18 protein-coding genes are annotated in these 17,180 nt (G+C 65.9%); 10 read left to right on the plus strand and 8 right to left on the minus strand.

The features are described from left to right. Positions 1-49: 49 nt before the first annotated feature. The 6 genes from tadA (at position 50) to IPM18_10510 (ending at position 5,012) form a co-directional block, all read left to right on the plus strand. Positions 50-1,198 carry a Flp pilus assembly complex ATPase component TadA gene (tadA, locus tag IPM18_10485; GenBank protein MBK9120008.1) on the plus strand — a complete coding sequence of 383 codons (1,149 nt, stop codon included), beginning with the start codon at positions 50-52 and terminating at the stop codon, positions 1,196-1,198. Positions 1,199-1,329: 131 nt separating this feature from the next. Further along, complete coding sequence (locus tag IPM18_10490) at positions 1,330-2,538, plus strand: type II secretion system F family protein (GenBank protein ID MBK9120009.1); 1,209 nt, start codon at positions 1,330-1,332, stop codon at positions 2,536-2,538. 8 nt (positions 2,539-2,546) lie between these two features. Further along, a complete protein-coding gene (locus tag IPM18_10495) occupies positions 2,547-3,695 on the plus strand; it encodes a type II secretion system F family protein (protein ID MBK9120010.1) in 1,149 nt (382 codons plus the stop codon). Continuing rightward, positions 3,692-4,102, plus strand: coding sequence for a hypothetical protein (locus IPM18_10500; protein ID MBK9120011.1), 411 nt, complete (start codon positions 3,692-3,694; stop codon positions 4,100-4,102). The genes IPM18_10495 and IPM18_10500 overlap by 4 nt, the downstream gene beginning before the upstream one ends. Continuing rightward, complete coding sequence (locus IPM18_10505; protein MBK9120012.1) at positions 4,099-4,602, plus strand: hypothetical protein; 504 nt, start codon at positions 4,099-4,101, stop codon at positions 4,600-4,602. Before IPM18_10500 ends, IPM18_10505 begins: the two co-directional genes overlap by 4 nt. Beyond that, on the plus strand, positions 4,599-5,012 hold the full coding sequence (locus IPM18_10510; GenBank protein MBK9120013.1) for a hypothetical protein: 414 nt from the start codon (positions 4,599-4,601) through the stop codon (positions 5,010-5,012). The genes IPM18_10505 and IPM18_10510 overlap by 4 nt, the downstream gene beginning before the upstream one ends. Positions 5,013-5,039: 27 nt before the next feature. On the opposite strand, the gene IPM18_10515 is transcribed toward IPM18_10510, so the two are convergent. The 4 genes from IPM18_10515 to IPM18_10530 are packed head-to-tail and all read right to left on the minus strand — an operon-like array spanning position 5,040 to position 7,130. Further along, on the minus strand, positions 5,040-5,492 hold the full coding sequence (locus IPM18_10515; GenBank protein ID MBK9120014.1) for an ATP-dependent Clp protease ATP-binding subunit: 453 nt from the start codon (positions 5,490-5,492) through the stop codon (positions 5,040-5,042). Positions 5,493-5,534: 42 nt separating this feature from the next. Further along, positions 5,535-6,104, minus strand: coding sequence for a hypothetical protein (locus IPM18_10520; GenBank protein MBK9120015.1), 570 nt, complete (start codon positions 6,102-6,104; stop codon positions 5,535-5,537). Next, positions 6,101-6,364, minus strand: coding sequence for a hypothetical protein (locus IPM18_10525; protein ID MBK9120016.1), 264 nt, complete (start codon positions 6,362-6,364; stop codon positions 6,101-6,103). Before IPM18_10525 ends, IPM18_10520 begins: the two co-directional genes overlap by 4 nt. 43 nt (positions 6,365-6,407) lie before the next feature. Further along, positions 6,408-7,130, minus strand: a complete 723-nt coding sequence (locus IPM18_10530) for a YggS family pyridoxal phosphate-dependent enzyme (protein ID MBK9120017.1) — start codon at positions 7,128-7,130, stop codon at positions 6,408-6,410. A gap of 100 nt (positions 7,131-7,230) precedes the next feature. On the opposite strand from IPM18_10530, the gene IPM18_10535 reads away from it, so the two are divergent. After that, on the plus strand, positions 7,231-9,087 hold the full coding sequence (locus IPM18_10535) for a DNA integrity scanning protein DisA nucleotide-binding domain protein (GenBank protein MBK9120018.1): 1,857 nt from the start codon (positions 7,231-7,233) through the stop codon (positions 9,085-9,087). After that, the gene (locus tag IPM18_10540) at positions 9,084-9,794 is read left to right on the plus strand and encodes an RNA pseudouridine synthase (GenBank protein MBK9120019.1); all 711 of its coding nucleotides are present in this window, start codon (positions 9,084-9,086) and stop codon (positions 9,792-9,794) included. The genes IPM18_10535 and IPM18_10540 overlap by 4 nt, the downstream gene beginning before the upstream one ends. Here the strand turns inward: IPM18_10540 and IPM18_10545 are convergent. After that, positions 9,791-10,513 carry a hypothetical protein gene (locus IPM18_10545; GenBank protein ID MBK9120020.1) on the minus strand — a complete coding sequence of 241 codons (723 nt, stop codon included), beginning with the start codon at positions 10,511-10,513 and terminating at the stop codon, positions 9,791-9,793. The two genes, IPM18_10540 and IPM18_10545, sit on opposite strands and share 4 nt — an antisense overlap. A 182-nt stretch (positions 10,514-10,695) precedes the next feature. Here IPM18_10545 and IPM18_10550 point away from each other — a divergent pair, with 182 nt between their 5' ends. After that, a complete protein-coding gene (locus IPM18_10550) occupies positions 10,696-13,677 on the plus strand; it encodes a hypothetical protein (GenBank protein ID MBK9120021.1) in 2,982 nt (993 codons plus the stop codon). Between the two features lie 100 nt (positions 13,678-13,777). Beyond that, on the plus strand, positions 13,778-14,266 hold the full coding sequence (locus tag IPM18_10555; GenBank protein MBK9120022.1) for a hypothetical protein: 489 nt from the start codon (positions 13,778-13,780) through the stop codon (positions 14,264-14,266). A 228-nt stretch (positions 14,267-14,494) separates the two neighbouring features. Here the strand turns inward: IPM18_10555 and IPM18_10560 are convergent, their stop codons facing one another. From IPM18_10560 to IPM18_10570, 3 genes are all read right to left on the minus strand, one after another. Beyond that, positions 14,495-15,235, minus strand: a complete 741-nt coding sequence (locus tag IPM18_10560; protein ID MBK9120023.1) for a PHP domain-containing protein — start codon at positions 15,233-15,235, stop codon at positions 14,495-14,497. Positions 15,236-15,423: 188 nt separating this feature from the next. Then, positions 15,424-16,173, minus strand: coding sequence for an endonuclease III (nth, locus tag IPM18_10565; protein ID MBK9120024.1), 750 nt, complete (start codon positions 16,171-16,173; stop codon positions 15,424-15,426). 104 nt (positions 16,174-16,277) lie between these two features. Then, positions 16,278-17,132: a hypothetical protein gene (locus IPM18_10570; protein MBK9120025.1), complete on the minus strand. Its 855-nt coding sequence runs from the start codon at positions 17,130-17,132 to the stop codon at positions 16,278-16,280. Positions 17,133-17,180: the final 48 nt, after the last annotated feature.

Genomic DNA, 17,180 nt, shown 5'->3' on the forward strand with positions numbered 1-17,180 from the left:
GCCGGCCGCGGTTGGCGTACTTGTCTTGCGCGGGCGCGGGAGCATCACCATGGATGCGGTCGTAGCGCTGGTGGATGACCTGCTCGAACGGGCGTTTCGCGCCGGTGCGAGCGATGTGCACTTCGAGCCGCAGCCGGCGGCGAGCGCCAGTGCACTGCGTGTCCGCTTTCGGGTGGATGCGCTGCTGCACGAAGTCGAGTTGCTGCCGCCTGCGATCACACCGAACGTCATCGCCCGCTTGAAGGTGCTCGCAGGGCTGCTTACCTATCGCGTTGATGTGCCGCAGGAGGGAGCCATTCCCGCCGGGGCGCAGTGTCCGGGCGATGTCCGTGTGGCGACTTTTCCGACGTTGCACGGTGAGCGTGTCGTGCTGCGGCTGCTGCCGGCTGCGATGGAAATACGGGGCCTGGACGAGTTGGGCCATGCGCCGGAACTCGTGGTGCGGCTCCGCGCGCTGCTCGAACTGCCGCAGGGGTTGCTGATCGTTTGCGGACCGGCGGGTAGCGGAAAGAGCACGACTCTGCACGCACTGTTGGCTCATCTTTCGCAGGTGCGCCAAGGGGCGAGCATCCTGACGCTGGAAGACCCCGTCGAGATTCGGCACGCGGGCATTACGCAGATCGAAGTGGTACCGCACCGCGGCCTCACCTATGCCACGGCGCTGCGGAGTCTGCTGAGGCAGGATCCGGAGATCCTGATGGTTGGCGAAGTACGCGATGCGGAAACCGCCCACCTCGTGATCGACGCGGCGCTCACCGGCCACCTGTTGCTGACCACGCTGCACAGCGGATCGCCGGCCGAGGCACTGACGCGGCTACGCGAGATGGGCGTAGCTCCCTACCAGTTGACGAGCACGGTCGCGGCAGTGCTTTCCCAGCGGCTGCTGCGCACGGTGTGCCGGACCTGTGGCGGCACGGGGGTGACGGAGCGGGATAACGGACGTTGTACGGGGTGTCTCGGTTCATGCTACGCGGGGCGGATGGCGATCGGCGAGCTGGCCGAGGTCACATCCGACGTGCGGTCGGCCTTGCTCGCCGGCGGTGATGCGGAGATGCTCGCGACCGCTTTTGCGACGGCGCCGTCGTTGCGCGGGGACGCGGGGCGGTTGTTGCAGATGGGGCGCACCACGAAGGTGGAGGTGGAGCGCGTGCTTGGGGTGCTGAAGGGCCGAGCCGTGGAGCCCGACGGATGTGCGTGAACCCAAGGGCATGGCTCGCGATCCTGCCAGAGCGGAATTGTTTCCTCCCGTTGCGACGCCCCCATCCCCCCGCCGTAGTTGATTGTTGAGCACTCCCGCGCAGCGGCGCGACGTGGAAAATTGAGGTACGCATGCCACACTTCGACTACGAGGGACGGTTTTCGGCCGGTGGTGGTCTGACGGGCACCATTGAAGCGAACTCTCCGGCCGAGGCGACCGCAACGCTTGAACGCCTGGGTGTGCAGGTCCACACCGTCCGGCCCACGCGGGGCGCGGCGTATTTCATGCCGCTCACGCTGGATGAGTTCACCTTCTTCAACGAGCAGCTCTCGGTGCTGACGCGCGCCGGCGTGCCGTTGGACGAGGGGCTGCGCCAACTCGCGCAGGATGTCGGTTCGCGCCGGCTGCGCCGGCTGTTTGTCGACCTGGCGGATGAGTTGCACGCGGGCACATCGCTCGAAACGGCGCTGGAGAAACACCGGCGACGATTTCCACCTGGGTACGGCGCGGTGGTCAGTGCAGGGGTGCAGACGGGGGATGTTTCAGGCGTACTCTACAGTGTGATCGCGGCGAGCCGTCGCACAACGGCCTTCCGACAGTCACTCACGGCGGCGCTGGCGTATCCACTGACTGTACTGCTGTTGACATGGGCGGTTCTCAGCTTCGTGATGCGCACGGTGCTGCCGCAGCTCGAGGGGGCTTTCCGTGACATGGTCGAATCAGGAATTGGGCGGGGCGTATCTGTGTACCAGGAGGTCGTGTTTTCAATCGCGCGCATGTGGTCGGCTGTCGATCTCACACTCGCCCTCATGTTGGCATTGGTGGTACTGGTCGTGATCCTGCTGGCGCTACGGCCGTTGGTGCACGTTCGCGACGCTGTGCTGCGCAGCGTTCCGGGCATCCGCGGCATGTACCGGAACAGTGCGCTCGCACGTTTTACGCATGTTGGGGCACTCGCGGCCCTGCGTACGGCACCGCTGCCCGATCTGCTTCGTACGGCTGGCGCGGCCTGCGGCAGCAGCGCGCTGCGAGGTGCGGCCGAACGGCTGGCCGGCCAACTGGAGCAGGGTATCGACCTCTCCACAGCGGCGGAGCGCGAGTCGGCGTTACCACCGACCTGGGTGATGGCGGTGCGCGTGGCGGGTCCGCGGGGTGATCTGCCCGGCGTGCTGGCGGATCTGGCGCGGTACTACGAAGAGTCGGCCGAGCGGGCCGCGCAGTTACTGCGGATCGTGCTTGCACCGTTGATCTTCGGGGTTGCGATCGTCGCGCTCCTCGGCGTGGCGGGTGTCATCCTGACGGTGGTCGCCGAGCTGCTCCGCGGCCTGACCTGGTTCTGAGAGGCATCTTGATGGGAACGGTAATCGCCTACTTACTGATGGCGGCCGTCGTGGTCTTGATCGCACTCGCGTATGTTTCGGCACAGGCGAACGCGCGCCTGCGCCGTGTGCGCTCGACGGAAGTGCTCGAGCTGCTGGCCATTGTTGTAGGTCGTAATCTGCCCTTGGAACGGTCACTGGGGGTGCGGTCGAACGCGGGCGACGCGCAGGGTTGCTATGCCCGTTTACAACGCAGTCTCGAGGCCGGAACAACGCTTTCCTACGCGCTCCAGCGCGGGCGTTTCGGGGTGGAGTCGAGCGTCCTGAACGCACTGCAAGCCGCGGAGCGCGCCGGATCATTGCGAACCGTCCTGCCGGCGCTGGCCCGTGATGCCCGTTGCGATCTGCGGGCGCGCATTCAGGGGCGAGCCCTGCCGTTGTGGTACCCGATCCTGATGCTTGCCGTGCTGACGGCGGCGCTGACGTACACATTTGTTTTCGTCATGCCTAAGCTGGCGGAAATTGGTGCGGATTTCGGTATTGCAATGCCGACCATCACTCAGCGGGTGACCGAGATTGTTGGGTGGTTGCTGGGGGTCGCTCCGCTCGTCATGGGCCTGGTGCTTCTGCTGGTCGCGGGGGAAGTGGTGGTACGCCTCGTGCGTCAGAAGCTGCGTAGGTACATGCCGACGCCGACGGACCTGTTGCGATACGGTCTTGGCCCCCTGCGCAGGATTGCGCTTCCGGGGCGGTACGCGACGTTGGCGCGGCAACTGACCGTGCTGCATGCCGGTTTGCGGGCGGGACACACGCTCGATGCCGCCGCCAAGCAGGCCGCTGCCGTAGACGCCTACGGCCGGCAGGGTGCCGTCATGGCAGTCTGGGCGGAGCGTCTGCGGCAGGGCGTGCCGCCGCGAAGTGCCGCGTCCGCAGCAGGTTTACCGGCGTCCTTCGTGCGGGTGCTGGTCCAGGCGGAACAAGGCGGTGATCTGGAGAGTGGGCTGGAGTGGTTGCAGGGGTACTACCAACGGCTCAGCGTTCACTGGCGGCAGGTAATCGCGGGCGTGCTGTCGCCCGTGCTGGTGGTTGCGTGTGCGCTGCTGGTGGCGGCCTGCGCGCTGGCGTTGTTCATGCCGCTGATTGCGCTGCTGGAGGCCACCGTGGAGAGTGTGCAATGAGCGCTGTGGTCAAACACGGCCAGGCGGGGCGTGGTGCGCGTGGCTTCATGATGGCTGAGATGTTCGTGACGATCGGCATCTGCCTTTTGCTGATCATACTCGCCACGACTGCTGTGCTGAGCTACCGCCAGGCGCGGCAGTTGACCGATGCTCAGCGCCTGCTGCGGGCGCTGGCGGAGACGGAACTCGTACGTATCCGGTGTGGGGGCGAACTGCCGGCTGCGGAGCGCATGGTGCAGGAGGTGGGATTGGGGTCCATCACGCTGCGCCGCGTCGAACAGCCCGGCGCAGGTCCGTGGCAGGGGTGCCGACGGGTCGAAATTACGGCCACGATGGCACGGGGTGAACGTCTGCTGGCGCGCGTGACGTCGGCCGTCTACATAGCCGACTCGGAGGACCGACCATGAACCATCATCGTGGCCACACGCGTGGTGGGTTCCTGTTTGTCGAGGCGATCGCGATGGTCGCGATGGGATTGCTCCTGGTGGCGGTGCTGGGGCGTGCGACCCTGGCGCTCGTGCAAATGGAACGGAGCGCGCGCGAACATTCCACCCGCATCAGCGTCACGACGCACTTGGCGGAACGGCTGCACCGCGATCTCTGGCAGGCGGCGGACGCGCGGTTCGCCGACGACCGCCTGGACATCAACACCGGGGCTCCTGATTCACCCGCGGTGCGGTACGAGTTCACGCCCGATGCCGTGCGGCGCCTGGTCGCGGGGGAAGAGCGTGGGATCTGGCAGGCGAAGAACCTCAGCTTCGCGTGGGATTCAGAATCGGGATCTGCGGGCACCGTGTTGGTCCTGCATGTGGTAACGGTAGCGCGGCCGGGTCGCGATCCGGTCCCGGCGCGCGTGGTGCCGCTCGCATTCGCATTGCCGACGCGCACCGCGGAGGTGCTGCCATGAGCCGGAGTTCTCAGCGCCGCGGCATCGCCGTGGTGCCCGTGATTACGTTCATGGTGATGATTATGCTGGCGGTCGCGGTGCTCGCGCGCCATACGCTGCACTTGTCGAGCGTGGAGCGGCAGGCGGATGAGGTCACCTGGCTGTGGCGGGCGGCGGAGAGCGCGCGCAGTTGGACGGAGGTTCGGCGGGGGGATTGGCACTCGCAGGAATTACCGCTCATCGAACTGCTGCCGTCTCACTATACCGGCAAGCTGCGGCTTGAACGGGTCGTGCAGGCCGATGGCGCGATCCTGATCCGGTGCGAAGTCGCCCTTCAACGCGGGAGCCGGAGCATTCAGCGAGTGTTCGAATGGAGCCGGGGGTGGGGCCCGGCCATGGTCTGTGTTGAAGGGGAGAGTCTGGTGCGCTGAGGGGGGCTCCCGCCGCCCGCTGGGCCGCTACTCGGTTGCCGCGGAGAAGTGCCGGAGAATTTCTTCGCGGCAGCGTTTCACGGTGATGCCGAGGGCGCTGAGGGTGCGCTGCGCCGTACTTTCCTGGTCATGGAACAGGCCCAGCAGCAGGTGTTCGGCGCCGATCTCGCGTGAATCAAGCTGGTCGGCGATCTCCATCGCGCGCTCGATGACATTGCGATAGTGTGGGCTGCCCGGCAGGCGGCCAAAGACCCAGGTGTCCTCCTTGGCACGCTGGTAGAGGTCTTCGATCGTAGCACGCAGGCGGGGTTCGTCGGCGCCGAGTTTACGCAGCACCAGCGCTGCGGCGTTGTCGCCGTGACGAACGAGCGCGATCAGCAGGTGTTCCGTGCCGACATACTCGAGCTCATACTCGTGTGCAATTTCGTTGGCGAGCGCAATGACCGCTCGGGCCCGCTCATCTAGGCGGCGCATCGGCATGGGTGCAACTCCTGAAATCCTCCGTTGCGCCGCAGCGCGGCGCTAGGAAGCGAACCACAAGTTTGAAGCCCATTTGTACACCAGCGAAAGCGCGGCGACAAGGACGGTGAAGACGAGCGTAATCTTAAGCAGTCGCAGGCGGTGGCGGAGCTCGGCATCGCGAAGCTGGGTGAGTTGCTCGTGTAACTCGAGGATCTTGCGGTCAATGCGCTGCTCGATGTGGTCGAGCTTGACATCGACCCGGGCCTCGATCTCGTCGAGCTTCGCTGCCACGTAGGTGTCGGCGGCCCCGCGCAACTGCTCTGCGACGCTGTGCAGCATGCCGACGCGCCGGCGTTTCTCCGGTGCGAGGGGGTCTTCCACAATGGCGTCGTCCTCAGGCGTGTGCGTCTCGGCTTCGCGGATACGCCCGAGCACCACAGACGCCATGTCGCGCCCCATTTGACGGACGCCACCCAGTACCCCGCGCAGCAGGCCACGCAAGGGTTGGTCGCCCGAGTCGGAGGTCGCGGCGCGCTCCGGATCCGGGGTTGGTGGGGGGGGTGGATCGCCGCGGGGCGGTTGCTGCGCAGGCGGACCCGGGTCGGGGATTCCGGAATTTGGATCGTTCATTGCCACAAGTGCATTCCATACAGCAGGAACAATACGGCCGTCCACACCAGGATCTGGAACAGCTCGCTCGCAAGGGGGCGCACACGGACCGTCAGGAGTTGGTACGACAAATAGGCCCTCACCAGCCGCGTACGGGGGTCGTGGCCAAGGAGCAGTCGCACGCCCGGGAAGCACATCACACCCATGGTGATCGCGTAATACAGGGTGAGTGCAACAAACAGAGCTGTGCGGAAGACGGCAAAGGGGTCCAGTTCCAACATGCGTGCAACCGCTCCGGGGCGCGCCGCCTGTTCGGGGGGCCGTTCAGCGTGGATCCGTGGTCGGCAGACCCTCGAACAGTGTGGCCCCGACACGGATGTGCGTGGCACCCTCTTCGATGGCTACGGTGAAGTCCTGGCTCATTCCCATCGACAACTCCTCGCAGTGGTGGGGGGCGATCAACTGCGGACGCAATTCGTCCCGGAGGGCGCGCAGCCGGGTGAAATGCGGCCGGGATGCCTCCGGGTCCTCGTCATAGGGTGCCATCGCCATCAGGCCGCACAGGCGCAAATGAGGGTGGCGGGTCACCTCCAGCGCGAGTCCGGCTGCGGCCTCCGGCGTGACCCCGTCCTTGTTGGCCTCGCCGGCCACGTTCACCTCGATCAGTACACCGACCACACTGCCCGCGGCGGACGCAGCGGCATCAAGGACGCCCGCAAGGCGCGGATTGTCCAGCGAGTGCAGCCGGTGCAGGTGCGGCACGACAAGGCGGGCCTTGTTTCGCTGTAAGTGCCCGACGAGGTGCCAGCGGGGGCGGGGCGTCGCCCCCCCGGCGGATGCCAGCTCGGCCGCCCGGGCGACCAATTGCTGCGGGCGACTTTCGCCGAGGTCGGTGACACCAAGATCGAGCAGCGCACGACAGAGCGCCGGTGCGACGTACTTGGTGACCGCGATGAGGGTTACCGCAGCCGGATCCCGTCCGGCGCGTCCGGCGGCGGCCGCGATCGCCGCGCGAACCCGGTCCACGTTGTGACGCAGGCCGTCCAGCTCTTGCCGGGATACCTCCACGATGCCACTCCGCAGGCGTCCCGGTGTTCACCGCGTACCCATAGTGCGGAACGCGCCCGGATTCTATACTGTGCCGCACATGTGGGAAATCTTGAACGTACTGCCGAGCAGCGGCCCGGACCTTTGGGCCGTGCTCATCGAACTGGTCCTGATCGGACTGTGCGTCAACTGGTGTGCCGGCGTATTGCAGGGGACACGCGGCACACGGCCGTTGCGCGGCGTCATCCTGATCCTGCTGGTGGCCACGCTCCTGGTGCGTATCCTGGCAGTGCGATTCGAATGGGACCGTCTCGCGCTCCTGTATCGTTACGTGCTCTATGCCCTGGCGTTCATCGCTCTGGTGGTCTTCCAGCCGGAATTACGACGAGCAGTCATTCGGGTGGGCGATGTGCGCCTGCGGCGGCGCCGTGGGGTGCAATCGCAGGTCGTGTCCGCGCTGGTGAAGTCGGCCGGTTTCCTGTCGCGGAACAAATACGGCGCCTTGATTGCGATTCAGCGGGGGGTCGACCTGTCGGGCTGGGCCGAGAACGGCACGATGATCCGTGGTGAGGTGTCTGCAAACCTCCTCAACACGATCTTCTTTCCGAACAATCCGCTGCACGACCTGGGCGTGATCGTGCGCGGCAACCGGGTCCTGGCCGCGAATTGCCAGTTTCCCGCGGCTGATAGTGACGAGGTCGACATCGCGCTGGGCAGCCGGCATCTGGCGGCACTCGGCATGAGCTACGAGACGGATGCGCTGGTGCTCGTGGTGTCGGAGGAGACAGGCGTCATTTCACTTGCCGACAATGGGAAGCTGACGCGCTACCTGTCGCTCGACGATCTGTCGGACGAACTCGAGCGACGGCTGGCGGGTCGCTTCTTCCAGGGTGAACTCGGTGGGGCTTCGATGAACGAGCAGCTCTCGCAGGTATGGCGTGCGCTGCGGCGTGTGCTGGTAGTGGTTCCCATCACGGTGATCGTGTGGTACGTCGCAGATCAGGCGACTTACGCGACCGACGGCTGTCGGATTCGGCTCGATGTGCGTCCGCCTGCCGGACGGGAAGTGGTCATGGACAATGTGCCCTTGACCTTCGAGGCCAGCTTCAGCGGACCAGGACGAGCCATCAAGCGGCTGCGCGACACCTACTCGGCCGAACCGCTGACGGTGACCTGGAACCTGCCCGAAGATTTCGTACCGCGCGCAGAACCATACGTGCTCAGCGCGCGGGAGCGCCGTTTGCAGCGGATGATCGCGGAGAGTCCGGAAATCCGCGAGCGGGGAATCACCCCGGTTGAGTTCTCGCTGTCCGAGTTGCGGTTCCATGTCCACGAGCGCATCACGATCCCCATGCCGGTCGAAGTGCGGACTGAAGGGGGCGCAGTGCGTGTGGCGGTGGAGCGAGTCGATCCGGCGCAGGTGCAGGTTAATGTGCGTCGTGAAGATGCTGCGCGGTTGCAGGGCCAGGGCCACGTCGTGGCGTTGCTGCGGCGCGAGTTGGAGGGCTTGGCGCCGGGTGACGTGCGGCAGTTCGAGGGTGTCAGTGTCGTGGCGCCATCCGGCCTGGTGGGTTCTGCCCGTATCCTGCCGGAACGTGTGCAGGTGAACGTGCGGGTGTTGGCGCTGGCGCGCACGGTACCCAACGTTGGTGTACGCCTGTATGTCGACCCTGAAGTGGCTGACCGGTACACGGTACAGCGAACCGATCTCAACGAGTGGCGGGTGGAGGTCGAAGTGCAAGCCGACCAGGCCGTGCTCGACGCCCCGGGGGCACTGGACATACGCGCTTTCGTGCTGGTGGACAGCAGTCTCATGCCGCCTCCGGGAGCCGCGGCCGAGGAGATCGGTCGTACGCTGGATGTCGTGTTCGTCACGCCGCGGGGGGTGTCGATTGTGGGGCAGCGCACGGTCCAGGTGCGGTTGGTGCCGCGGCCGCGCGCCCTGGGGGCGCCATGAGTCTAAGACTACCCACGTTGCTGGCCCTCGCAGGTGATATTGCGCTGCTGGACAAGCCGCCGGGTCTCACCGCGGACGGGGATGAAGCGGAGTGGCGCGCTGTGCTGGAGCGCGCCGGTTGGACAGCGCCGCCGGCTTGGCAGGTCGCCCTGCGGTTGGACCGTGATGCCAGCGGGGTCGTGGCCTTCGCGCGAACACCGGCTGTGCGCGAGGCCTTCCTGGCCCAAGACCCGCCGCCACAGCGTGAATACCTGGTGCTTGTCGTGGGCTACGTGCCGGGTGATGGAGTGGCGAACTGTCCGGTCGGATTCGACCGTCGCACGCAGCGCCTGCGCCCCGCACGGGGGCGAAAAAGCACGGCCGTGACGCATTATCGGATCGAAACGCGTCTGCGGGGTCATACGTTGCTCCGTTGTGTTACGGAACCGGATCACCCCACGAATTTGCGGGTACATTTACAGCAGGCCGGTTTTCCACTGGCCGTCGATCCGTTGTACGGGGGCGGAGAAGCCGTGTTTCTTTCACACCTCAAGGCCGATTACCGGGCCAATCGGCGGCGGGATGAGCGGCCGTTGATTGCCCGCCTGAGCATGCACGCGGCGTGTGCCCGCTTTATTGACCCGATGACGGGTGTCCCGCGCATCGTTGACGCGGAACCGGCGAAGGATTTGCGGGCAACGGTGCAGCAGTTGGCCCGCTTGGTCTAGCGGCGGTTGCGAGCGGCAGACGGGTCCGGGAAATCCAGCTTAGTGGCACGCATGGCCGATACAGGCATTAGAATGCAGCCATGCGACGGGGCCACGGACAGCGCGCGCTGTGCCGCCGGGTGCCTGGCAGACACGATTTCGTGAGTATGATGACGCCACGGGAAAACCAGCGTCGAACGTCGGACGATCTGCCGGGTGGAATTGCGCCCCTCGGCGCCGAAATGGATCGCCGGGGGGAATCTCACGTCGATGATCTCGTGCGGGAAATTCGCGAGAACCTGGCCGCGATTTCGGCCAAGGAACTGGAGCTGCGCCGGCGCGAGCAGGATGTCTCGCGTCAGTTTCAGGATCTGAAGCACGCCGCGGCGACCGCGGCCGCGGAGGAACTCGAGGACATCCGCGCGCGCCTCGGGCAGCAAGCAACAGAATTGAACGCGCAGGCCCTGGAAGTCTCTGCCCGGCGGCAGCAGATCACGCAATTCGCGGAGCGGTTGCGGGCGCGGCAGATCGAACTCGAGCAGCAGCGTGCCGATCTTGCCCGGCAGTCGCAGCGGACTCGCCAGCAGGCGCAGGAAGTGCAGACCTGGCGCGAGCGGCATCGCGGAATCTTGCGGCGTCGGCTCCAGAAGGTGCGCCGGCGGCAGCAGGAGTTGCGGGAACGGCTTGAGCAGGCCCACGCGGACTTGCAGGCCGCCCGCCAGGCGATTGCCGAACAACAAGGCCGCCTGCAGGCCCGCGTCACGCGGTTACAGGATGCGGAGCGGTCCCTCGAAGCGCGGCAGGGTGAATGGGAGCAATTAAGGTCTCAGCACGTCGCCGGGGCGGGGGGCAGCGGCTCTGCGATTGCTGCATTGGCTACGCTGGATGAGCAGCGGGCCAAGCTGGAAGCATTGCGCGGCACTTGGGCGAGGAGCGGACGCAGATATCGCGCGAGTGGGACCAGTTGGAGGGAGCCACGCAGGCACTGGACGAGGAACGTGGACGGATCGCGGGCGAGTGGCGGCAGCTCGAAGCCACGACGGAATCGCTGGAGTCCGAACGCAGCCGCATCGCAGGCGAGCAGAAGCAGATCGATCGGGAACGGAGAGCGCTGATCGCGCGCGAGGCCGAGTTGGAGCGCATCCTCGCAGCGCAGCAGCAGGTCCTGGCCCAGGCCCAGCGTACGGCACAGAACGCGCTCGCGGATGAAACCGCGCAACAGCGCGCCGGGCTGGAGCGCGAGCACGAGCTGCATAAGGCCCGCTTGGCGCGGGAGCTTGAGCAAAGTCGCCAGGCGGCCGAAGCCGAACTCGAAGCAGAACGCACACGGGCCTGGGCCGAAATCGAGGGGGAGCGCGCTGCTTTTGACGAGGAGTTGCGGGCGCGGAAGCTGGCTTTTGAACGGGAATTGACCGCACACCAGATCGAGGGTGACCGTACGGTGGAGCGCGTCCGGTACGAGCTGGAGCGCGAACGCCGCCAGGTGCAACAACGGATCGAGGATCTTGAGCAGGCGCAAACGACCTTGGCGGCCGAGCGGTCGGCCTGGGAGGCGGCTCGCAGCGAGGCAGCGGCGGCTCTGGAATCGACACGAGCGCAGCACGTGGCGGAGCACCAGCGCCTCGCTACCGAGTTACAGCAACGTGCGCAGCACCTCACCACCCTGGAGGCGCAACTCGGCCAGCGGGTTGAAGCTACCCGGAGTCAGCGGCGGAACCTTGCGAAGCAGGCCCAGGAGATGGAGTCGCGACAGCACGAGCTGGCCGCCCGCGAAACCGACATCCGTGACCGCGACCGCGCGCTCGCGGAACGCGAGGCAGACCTGCTTGAACGTACGGCGGCGCTCGCGGTCGACAAAGATCGTCTCGCGGAAGCGCAGGCACATACCCAGGCCGTGCAGCTCGAAGCGCAGTCATCTGCCCGGCAGGCCCGCTTGCTGGAGGAGGGCGCCCGGCAGGAGCACGCGGCCGCCCTGGCGCGGCGTGATGAACTGGACGCTCGCGAAGCCGAAGTACGGCAGGCGGTGCTCACGCTGGAGGTTGAGCGGAGGGCGCTTGAAGCGGGCGTGGCACAGTCATCGGCGAGCGAAGAGCAGGCACTCGCCCTGGTTGAGAGGGAACAGGAACTGGCCCAGCGCGAGGTGGCTCTCACCCGGCGCATGGCAGAGACGGCCCGCGCTGCGGCGTCCGGAACCCCGGGACGGTCTGGGACCGGTTGGACGCCGTGGCAACGGCTCCGCCGGTGTGCGGTGGTGGCTGTGCTTGCGGCACTCTGCGTTGGGGCGACGTGGCAGTGGGGTCGGCCACTGGAGTTCGGCGGCGCGGTGGAAATCGAGGTCGCCGGGGGGCCGGCGGCCACCGCGCAAACCCAGGCCGAATGGTGTGCCGCCCTGGAGGACACGGGCCTCCTGCAATTCGACGCGGTACGCGCAGTGTCCTGGGCGGAAGCGGTACGACAGGGCCGTGTACGGGCAACGTTTGGGGGTCCGGCCATGGTGCGTTTGCAGCTTTCCGGTCGGGGTGCAGCCGAAGTGCGGGACCTGCTGCAAGGTGCCACCGGGGCTTTCACGGAGCGCCTGTTACGCGGTCCGGTCGGATTGGATCCCGCGCTGGCGGATCTCGTGCAGCGGTACGAACGGCTTGGTGCCGCGCTGGCAGCCGGAGAACAGGCCCGAGCCCAACTCGTTGCCACACTGGGTGAAGATCTACCGCGGATCGAACGCGAAGCGGTCACGGCGCAGGTTGATGAACTGGAAGCGCGCTACGCACAGATCTCGGAGCGCCTGGCGAGCGATCGCGCGGACCTGGCGGCGCTCGTGGCGGGCGACGTGCCGCGCGGCACGGTCGCCACGGAAGAATTGGTGGCGGCGTTGGCCGGTGATGCGCTGTACCAGGAAGACTGGACGGAACAGCGGGCGGTGGCGCAGCAGTATCGCACCGAGCTGGTCGTGGCCATGTTGATGCTGGTTGATCCAGCGCGCGAAGCACGGCGTGCGTTGCAAAGTTTTGCGGCGACGCTCGATGAGCAGCGGGAACTGGCTCCGCCGGCCGACGTCGCGGCGGGTATCGAAGATTGCTCGGTGCTGGTCGAGGCGGCCCTGGCGGCGTGGACCGGTTTTCCGGAGCAGTGGCAATCGGAGGCGCGCGGTGTGCAGCAGCTCGACGTGCGCGTGAATCCTGAGCCGCTGCTCGCGGCGCAGGCAAAGGCCTCGGACGAAGCGCGGCGCTTCGGCGATGCCCTGCGCACGCTCATCAACGAGTTGGGCCAACGCCTCGAGGCGTTGGCCGCCGGTGAGGGGAGCACGCGCGAAGTCGTGGTTTCAGCTCTCTTGCGCGGGGAACACACGGCACTGGTGGGGGTAGTGGATACCGTCACGGCCGCAGTGACCCGCACTTCATTGGCGACGAACATTGACCTTGACGCGGTGGATCGCAAGGTGCGCGGTTTGCGAACCCGTCTCGCCAATCGCGAAGAAGCAGTCCGGCAGCAGTTGCAGGCGTTTGCGGATGAGGGGGCGCGACGCAGCCATGCGGACCGGCTGGAGGCGACGCGGGTGGCGGTGCGTGAACTTGAGCGCGAGCGCGAGACTATTGCCGGTGAAATGCTCGCGGGCCTGAAGCAGTTACGAGTGCTGGAGGAGACTATGCGGCGGCGTGGTGCTGCCGAGGTGGCCCTCACGCAGCGTGACGAGGAGCTCGCCTGGTTGCGCCAGCGCAGTGCCGAACTCGAAGGCGAAATCAACGAATTGCGCGCTCAGCAGCAGCCGCCTGAGCGAGTGGCGGTCGGACCGATCGTGGTGGCGTCACGGGAGCCGCAGCGCCCACAGCAAGCGGTAATGGTCGGTACGACGGCGTTCTTCGGCGTACTGCTCGGCGGCCTTTGGCTTACGCGGCCGCGGCGCTAGGTGTGTGCGGGTGTTCGGGCCGGGGCGGGCTGGAATTCGTCGGGTCGAAATGGCACCGGCTGGGAACGGCGTCCAAGGTATCAACCAGGGAGACATGCAGATGTTGTCCGAACAGGCCGCGAGACAACTGCGGGTGGGACAGAGCGCTGTGATGGCCATGTGCAGCGGCGTGGTGATCCTCACGGGGCTCTTTGCTTATCTTGCGACGCGCGGAGACGAGCCCTCAAATCCACAGCTCGCGATCGTGTTCTACGTGCTCCTGGCGGCGTTGCTTGTGGGTGTGCCTGCGCTGCGCATCGTGGCACAGCGCGCGACCGTGCAGCGGCTGCGGCGGCGCTGGGCCGGGCACCCCCCCCGACCGGAGGATGCGGACATCTTCGTGAGCCGCGCTTTTGTGCAGATGACGATCATTGTGGCGGCCCTGGCCGAAGGCGCTGCCCTGTTCGGTGCGGTCGGGTTGTATCTCACGGGCCAGTGGCCGTTGCTGGTTGGAAGTGTGTACGCTTTGCTGTTGTTGGCGCTGGTTTATCCGTCGCGGCCGAAGCTAAGTGCCCTGATGCGCGAAGTCACCGGACAGGATCTCACTTGAGTTCTCACATAACCATAGCCGGGGTGCGACGGCCTTGCCAGCCATGGTCGCCACCCAGATGATCGTCACTCCCACCTGTTCGAGTTCAGCTCGCGGATACGGGGTTGACGCATGTGATGGCCTCTGACGGAAGCGGTTTGGTTGAGCGTCGACCGTACACTCTAAGTCCCCAGCTACAATCTTCCCTGCACGGTCAACACGGGCGCTGGGCGCATCAGATTGTTCGGATTATGGCGCGACCGGGGTCGGTGGCCGGATCGTGTACGACGGTGGGAAACTGCGCTCCGGCGTGTTCAACGCGAAGCCCGGCAGCGGTCGGCCGGCAAATTTGTCCCAGACGTGTCGGGCACCCATGGCGGCGAAGTACGAGGGACCAAAGCGGCCGGGTCGCAAGCGGGCATCCTGCAATGCGCGCAGGAAGTCCGCCGGACCGTCGAATTCGCGTACGAGCTGGTAGCACGCGGCGAGGTATCCACGAATGTGTGTATCCGCGCCGACGAACGAAACGAGCCCGTGACGCGCTGCGAAGCGTCGGGCGCGTTGCTCTTCCCACGGCAGCAGATTCTGGGCGTTGTTCACTTCGACCGCATGAAGCCACGGCAGCAATCGTTCCATGGCGGGACCGAGACTCCCCTCACAGAGGATGGAGAACGGATGCGGTGCGAGTACCAGTCCGCCCTGGTCATGGATGCGGGCACAGGTTTCTTCGGCCGACAGGCCCGGCGGGATCCGCTCCTGCAAAAAAAGGCCGATAATATGCCCATCCTGGGAGGAAACTTCCTCTCCGACGATGACACGCACGCCCCCAAGAGCGCGTACGGCCAAAGCGCCTGCGATCTCGTCATGATCCGTAATGGCGACGCAATCCACGCCCTGAGCCCGCGCCGCCGCCACCAGCGCTGCTGGCGGGGTGTTCGAGTCGAACGAGTAATCGGTGTGGGCGTGAATGACCGTCTTGAGGGTGGCCATGCGTGCCGTGCCTCAGTTCCCGTCCATTGAGTATGCGGTGACCCGTCGGCGAAGTGCCGAAGCGGCTACTTCTTCCATCGTATACAATAGCCACTTCGGCCAGCCGGCAGAAAAGAATCTTGCGCGTTCACACGATTCTAACGCTTGTGGGCTGTGATTAGCGGAATCGCAGCATGCTCAATTGCTTGTTAGACGGGTTCGCGCCCGGAATTGAAACACCCTGCTGAAGGGCAGTCGGCCGCCAGTGGGCAAACCTGGCAGTGTGGTTTACGGGCCGAGCAGATGCGGCGACCATGAGCGATCAGGGCGTGGGAAAGCCAGGTCCAGGTCTCCTGTGGAAACAGCGCCATCAGATCGTGTTCAATCTTTTCGGCGTCCTTGTCGTCCCGGGCGGAGGGGGCGAGGTTAAGTCGTACTGCAAGCCGGCCGACGTGAGTGTCGACCACCACACCGACGTTGCGCCCGAACCAGGTTCCCAGCACACAATTTGCTGTCTTGCGTGCCACTCCGGGTAGCCGCAGCAGATCCTCCATGCGATCAGGCACCACACCCCCATACTCGCTGCGCACCAGGGTTGCCATCCCGCGAAGGTTTTTCGCCTTATTGCGGAAGAAGCCGGTGGAACGGATGACCTGCTCAAGCGCATCCTGCGGAGCATCTGCCAGAGCGGCGACATCGGGGAAGCGCGCAAAGAGTTGCGGGGTGACCTGATTGACGCGGTCGTCCGTGCATTGCGCGGAAAGGATCGTGGCGACGAGCAGTTCGAGGGCGCTGCTGTGGCGCAAGGCGCAATCGGCCTGCGGGTAAGCGTCCTGCAAGCCAGCGAGAATGCGTACTGCGCGGGCGCGCCGCGCGGCAGCGGACTCACGCTTTCCAGTGGATGCAGTTCTAGCAGCGCGGGGCGCGGCAGGCGGGGGCTTGCTCTTGCGGGTGGGCACGGTGAATCCTCAACGCTGTCTCCGGTAGGATGATCCCGCCTACCGACCGGACCTGGCAAGGCCGTCTTGAAATCCGGAAACGGATGGCCCACGACGACGCGTGCCTAAACCGGCCCAAAGGGCTGTCGTGGGGCCGGAGCACCGGGCTCCTCATCCTCTTCATCCGCATCGTGTTGTGGCGTGTTGTCCTGTCGCTCAGGCACAATGCCACCTACGGGCACGAGGGCGTGGCTGAGTTCAAGGTCGATATTGAATTCCCCACCTGGGGGGTCCGGAAGCTTGTCGCGCGCCGGGCCTAGAAACATCTGTTCCCACGCATCCCAGCGATAGCGTGCGACCTCCCTGGACTCAACCTGCAACGCCATGTAACGCACCCTCCCGCGGCGCTGCAATGCGAAATGTGCCGGCGCGCCGCTCTCCAGTACGATCGCTTCGATTACTTCACCTTTCGCTGGAACGATCAGTACATACTCCGGGAGTACGGCCACATGCGGGAAGATGTCCGGGTCGGGTGCGAGGTGGAATTGCAGCAGTTCCTCAGCGGGGCCCAGCGCGATCGGCTGCACTGTGCCGTCCGCATCGATCAACACCGCCGCCCTGAGTACGTCATCGGCCGAGCGGCTCAACAAACCAAGCACCCAGCGCTCCTCAAACAGTCTTACGGCAGAAAGGCGACGCACATGCTGATCATCCAGGGTACCGGGCACGAGCAGTGTATCGAGCTCGGCCAACTGCACGAGCCGCACGGCAGCGCTGAGCATGGTCGCAGGATCGGGTAGGGCGGCCACCGCCTCGTCGCGCGTCCATTTCAGCGCCTCCGGAGAAATCAGTGTCAGCACCGGGGCATTGCCGGCCTGCGCACCGCCGGACGCGTTGTCTACCGCGCGCCGGCAGCCGGCCGGCACCAGCATTACGACCAGCACCACGGCAGCGATGTTATCGCGAAGCAGCGGTCCCATGCCCTGCCCTCCATCCGAGTGCCAGCCGGCATCGTCTCTCCGGGCGTC

The sequence above is a fragment of the Phycisphaerales bacterium genome (genome assembly GCA_016716475.1).
Taxonomy (GTDB): domain Bacteria; phylum Planctomycetota; class Phycisphaerae; order UBA1845; family Fen-1342; genus JADJWG01.

What these genes read in the sequence shown, in the direction of transcription:
- IPM18_10515 (MBK9120014.1), bottom strand. Translation starts at nt 5,492, where the DNA reads ATGCCGATGCGCCGCCTAGATGAGCGGGCCCGAGCGGTCATTGCGCTC.
- IPM18_10560 (MBK9120023.1), bottom strand. Translation starts at nt 15,235, where the DNA reads ATGGCCACCCTCAAGACGGTCATTCACGCCCACACCGATTACTCGTTC.
- IPM18_10490 (MBK9120009.1), top strand. Translation starts at nt 1,330, where the DNA reads ATGCCACACTTCGACTACGAGGGACGGTTTTCGGCCGGTGGTGGTCTG.
- IPM18_10570 (MBK9120025.1), bottom strand. Translation starts at nt 17,132, where the DNA reads ATGGGACCGCTGCTTCGCGATAACATCGCTGCCGTGGTGCTGGTCGTA.
- IPM18_10525 (MBK9120016.1), bottom strand. Translation starts at nt 6,364, where the DNA reads ATGTTGGAACTGGACCCCTTTGCCGTCTTCCGCACAGCTCTGTTTGTT.
- IPM18_10520 (MBK9120015.1), bottom strand. Translation starts at nt 6,104, where the DNA reads ATGAACGATCCAAATTCCGGAATCCCCGACCCGGGTCCGCCTGCGCAG.
- IPM18_10540 (MBK9120019.1), top strand. Translation starts at nt 9,084, where the DNA reads ATGAGTCTAAGACTACCCACGTTGCTGGCCCTCGCAGGTGATATTGCG.
- IPM18_10510 (MBK9120013.1), top strand. Translation starts at nt 4,599, where the DNA reads ATGAGCCGGAGTTCTCAGCGCCGCGGCATCGCCGTGGTGCCCGTGATT.
- tadA (MBK9120008.1), top strand. Translation starts at nt 50, where the DNA reads ATGGATGCGGTCGTAGCGCTGGTGGATGACCTGCTCGAACGGGCGTTT.
- IPM18_10555 (MBK9120022.1), top strand. Translation starts at nt 13,778, where the DNA reads ATGTTGTCCGAACAGGCCGCGAGACAACTGCGGGTGGGACAGAGCGCT.
- IPM18_10535 (MBK9120018.1), top strand. Translation starts at nt 7,231, where the DNA reads ATGTGGGAAATCTTGAACGTACTGCCGAGCAGCGGCCCGGACCTTTGG.
- IPM18_10505 (MBK9120012.1), top strand. Translation starts at nt 4,099, where the DNA reads ATGAACCATCATCGTGGCCACACGCGTGGTGGGTTCCTGTTTGTCGAG.
- IPM18_10500 (MBK9120011.1), top strand. Translation starts at nt 3,692, where the DNA reads ATGAGCGCTGTGGTCAAACACGGCCAGGCGGGGCGTGGTGCGCGTGGC.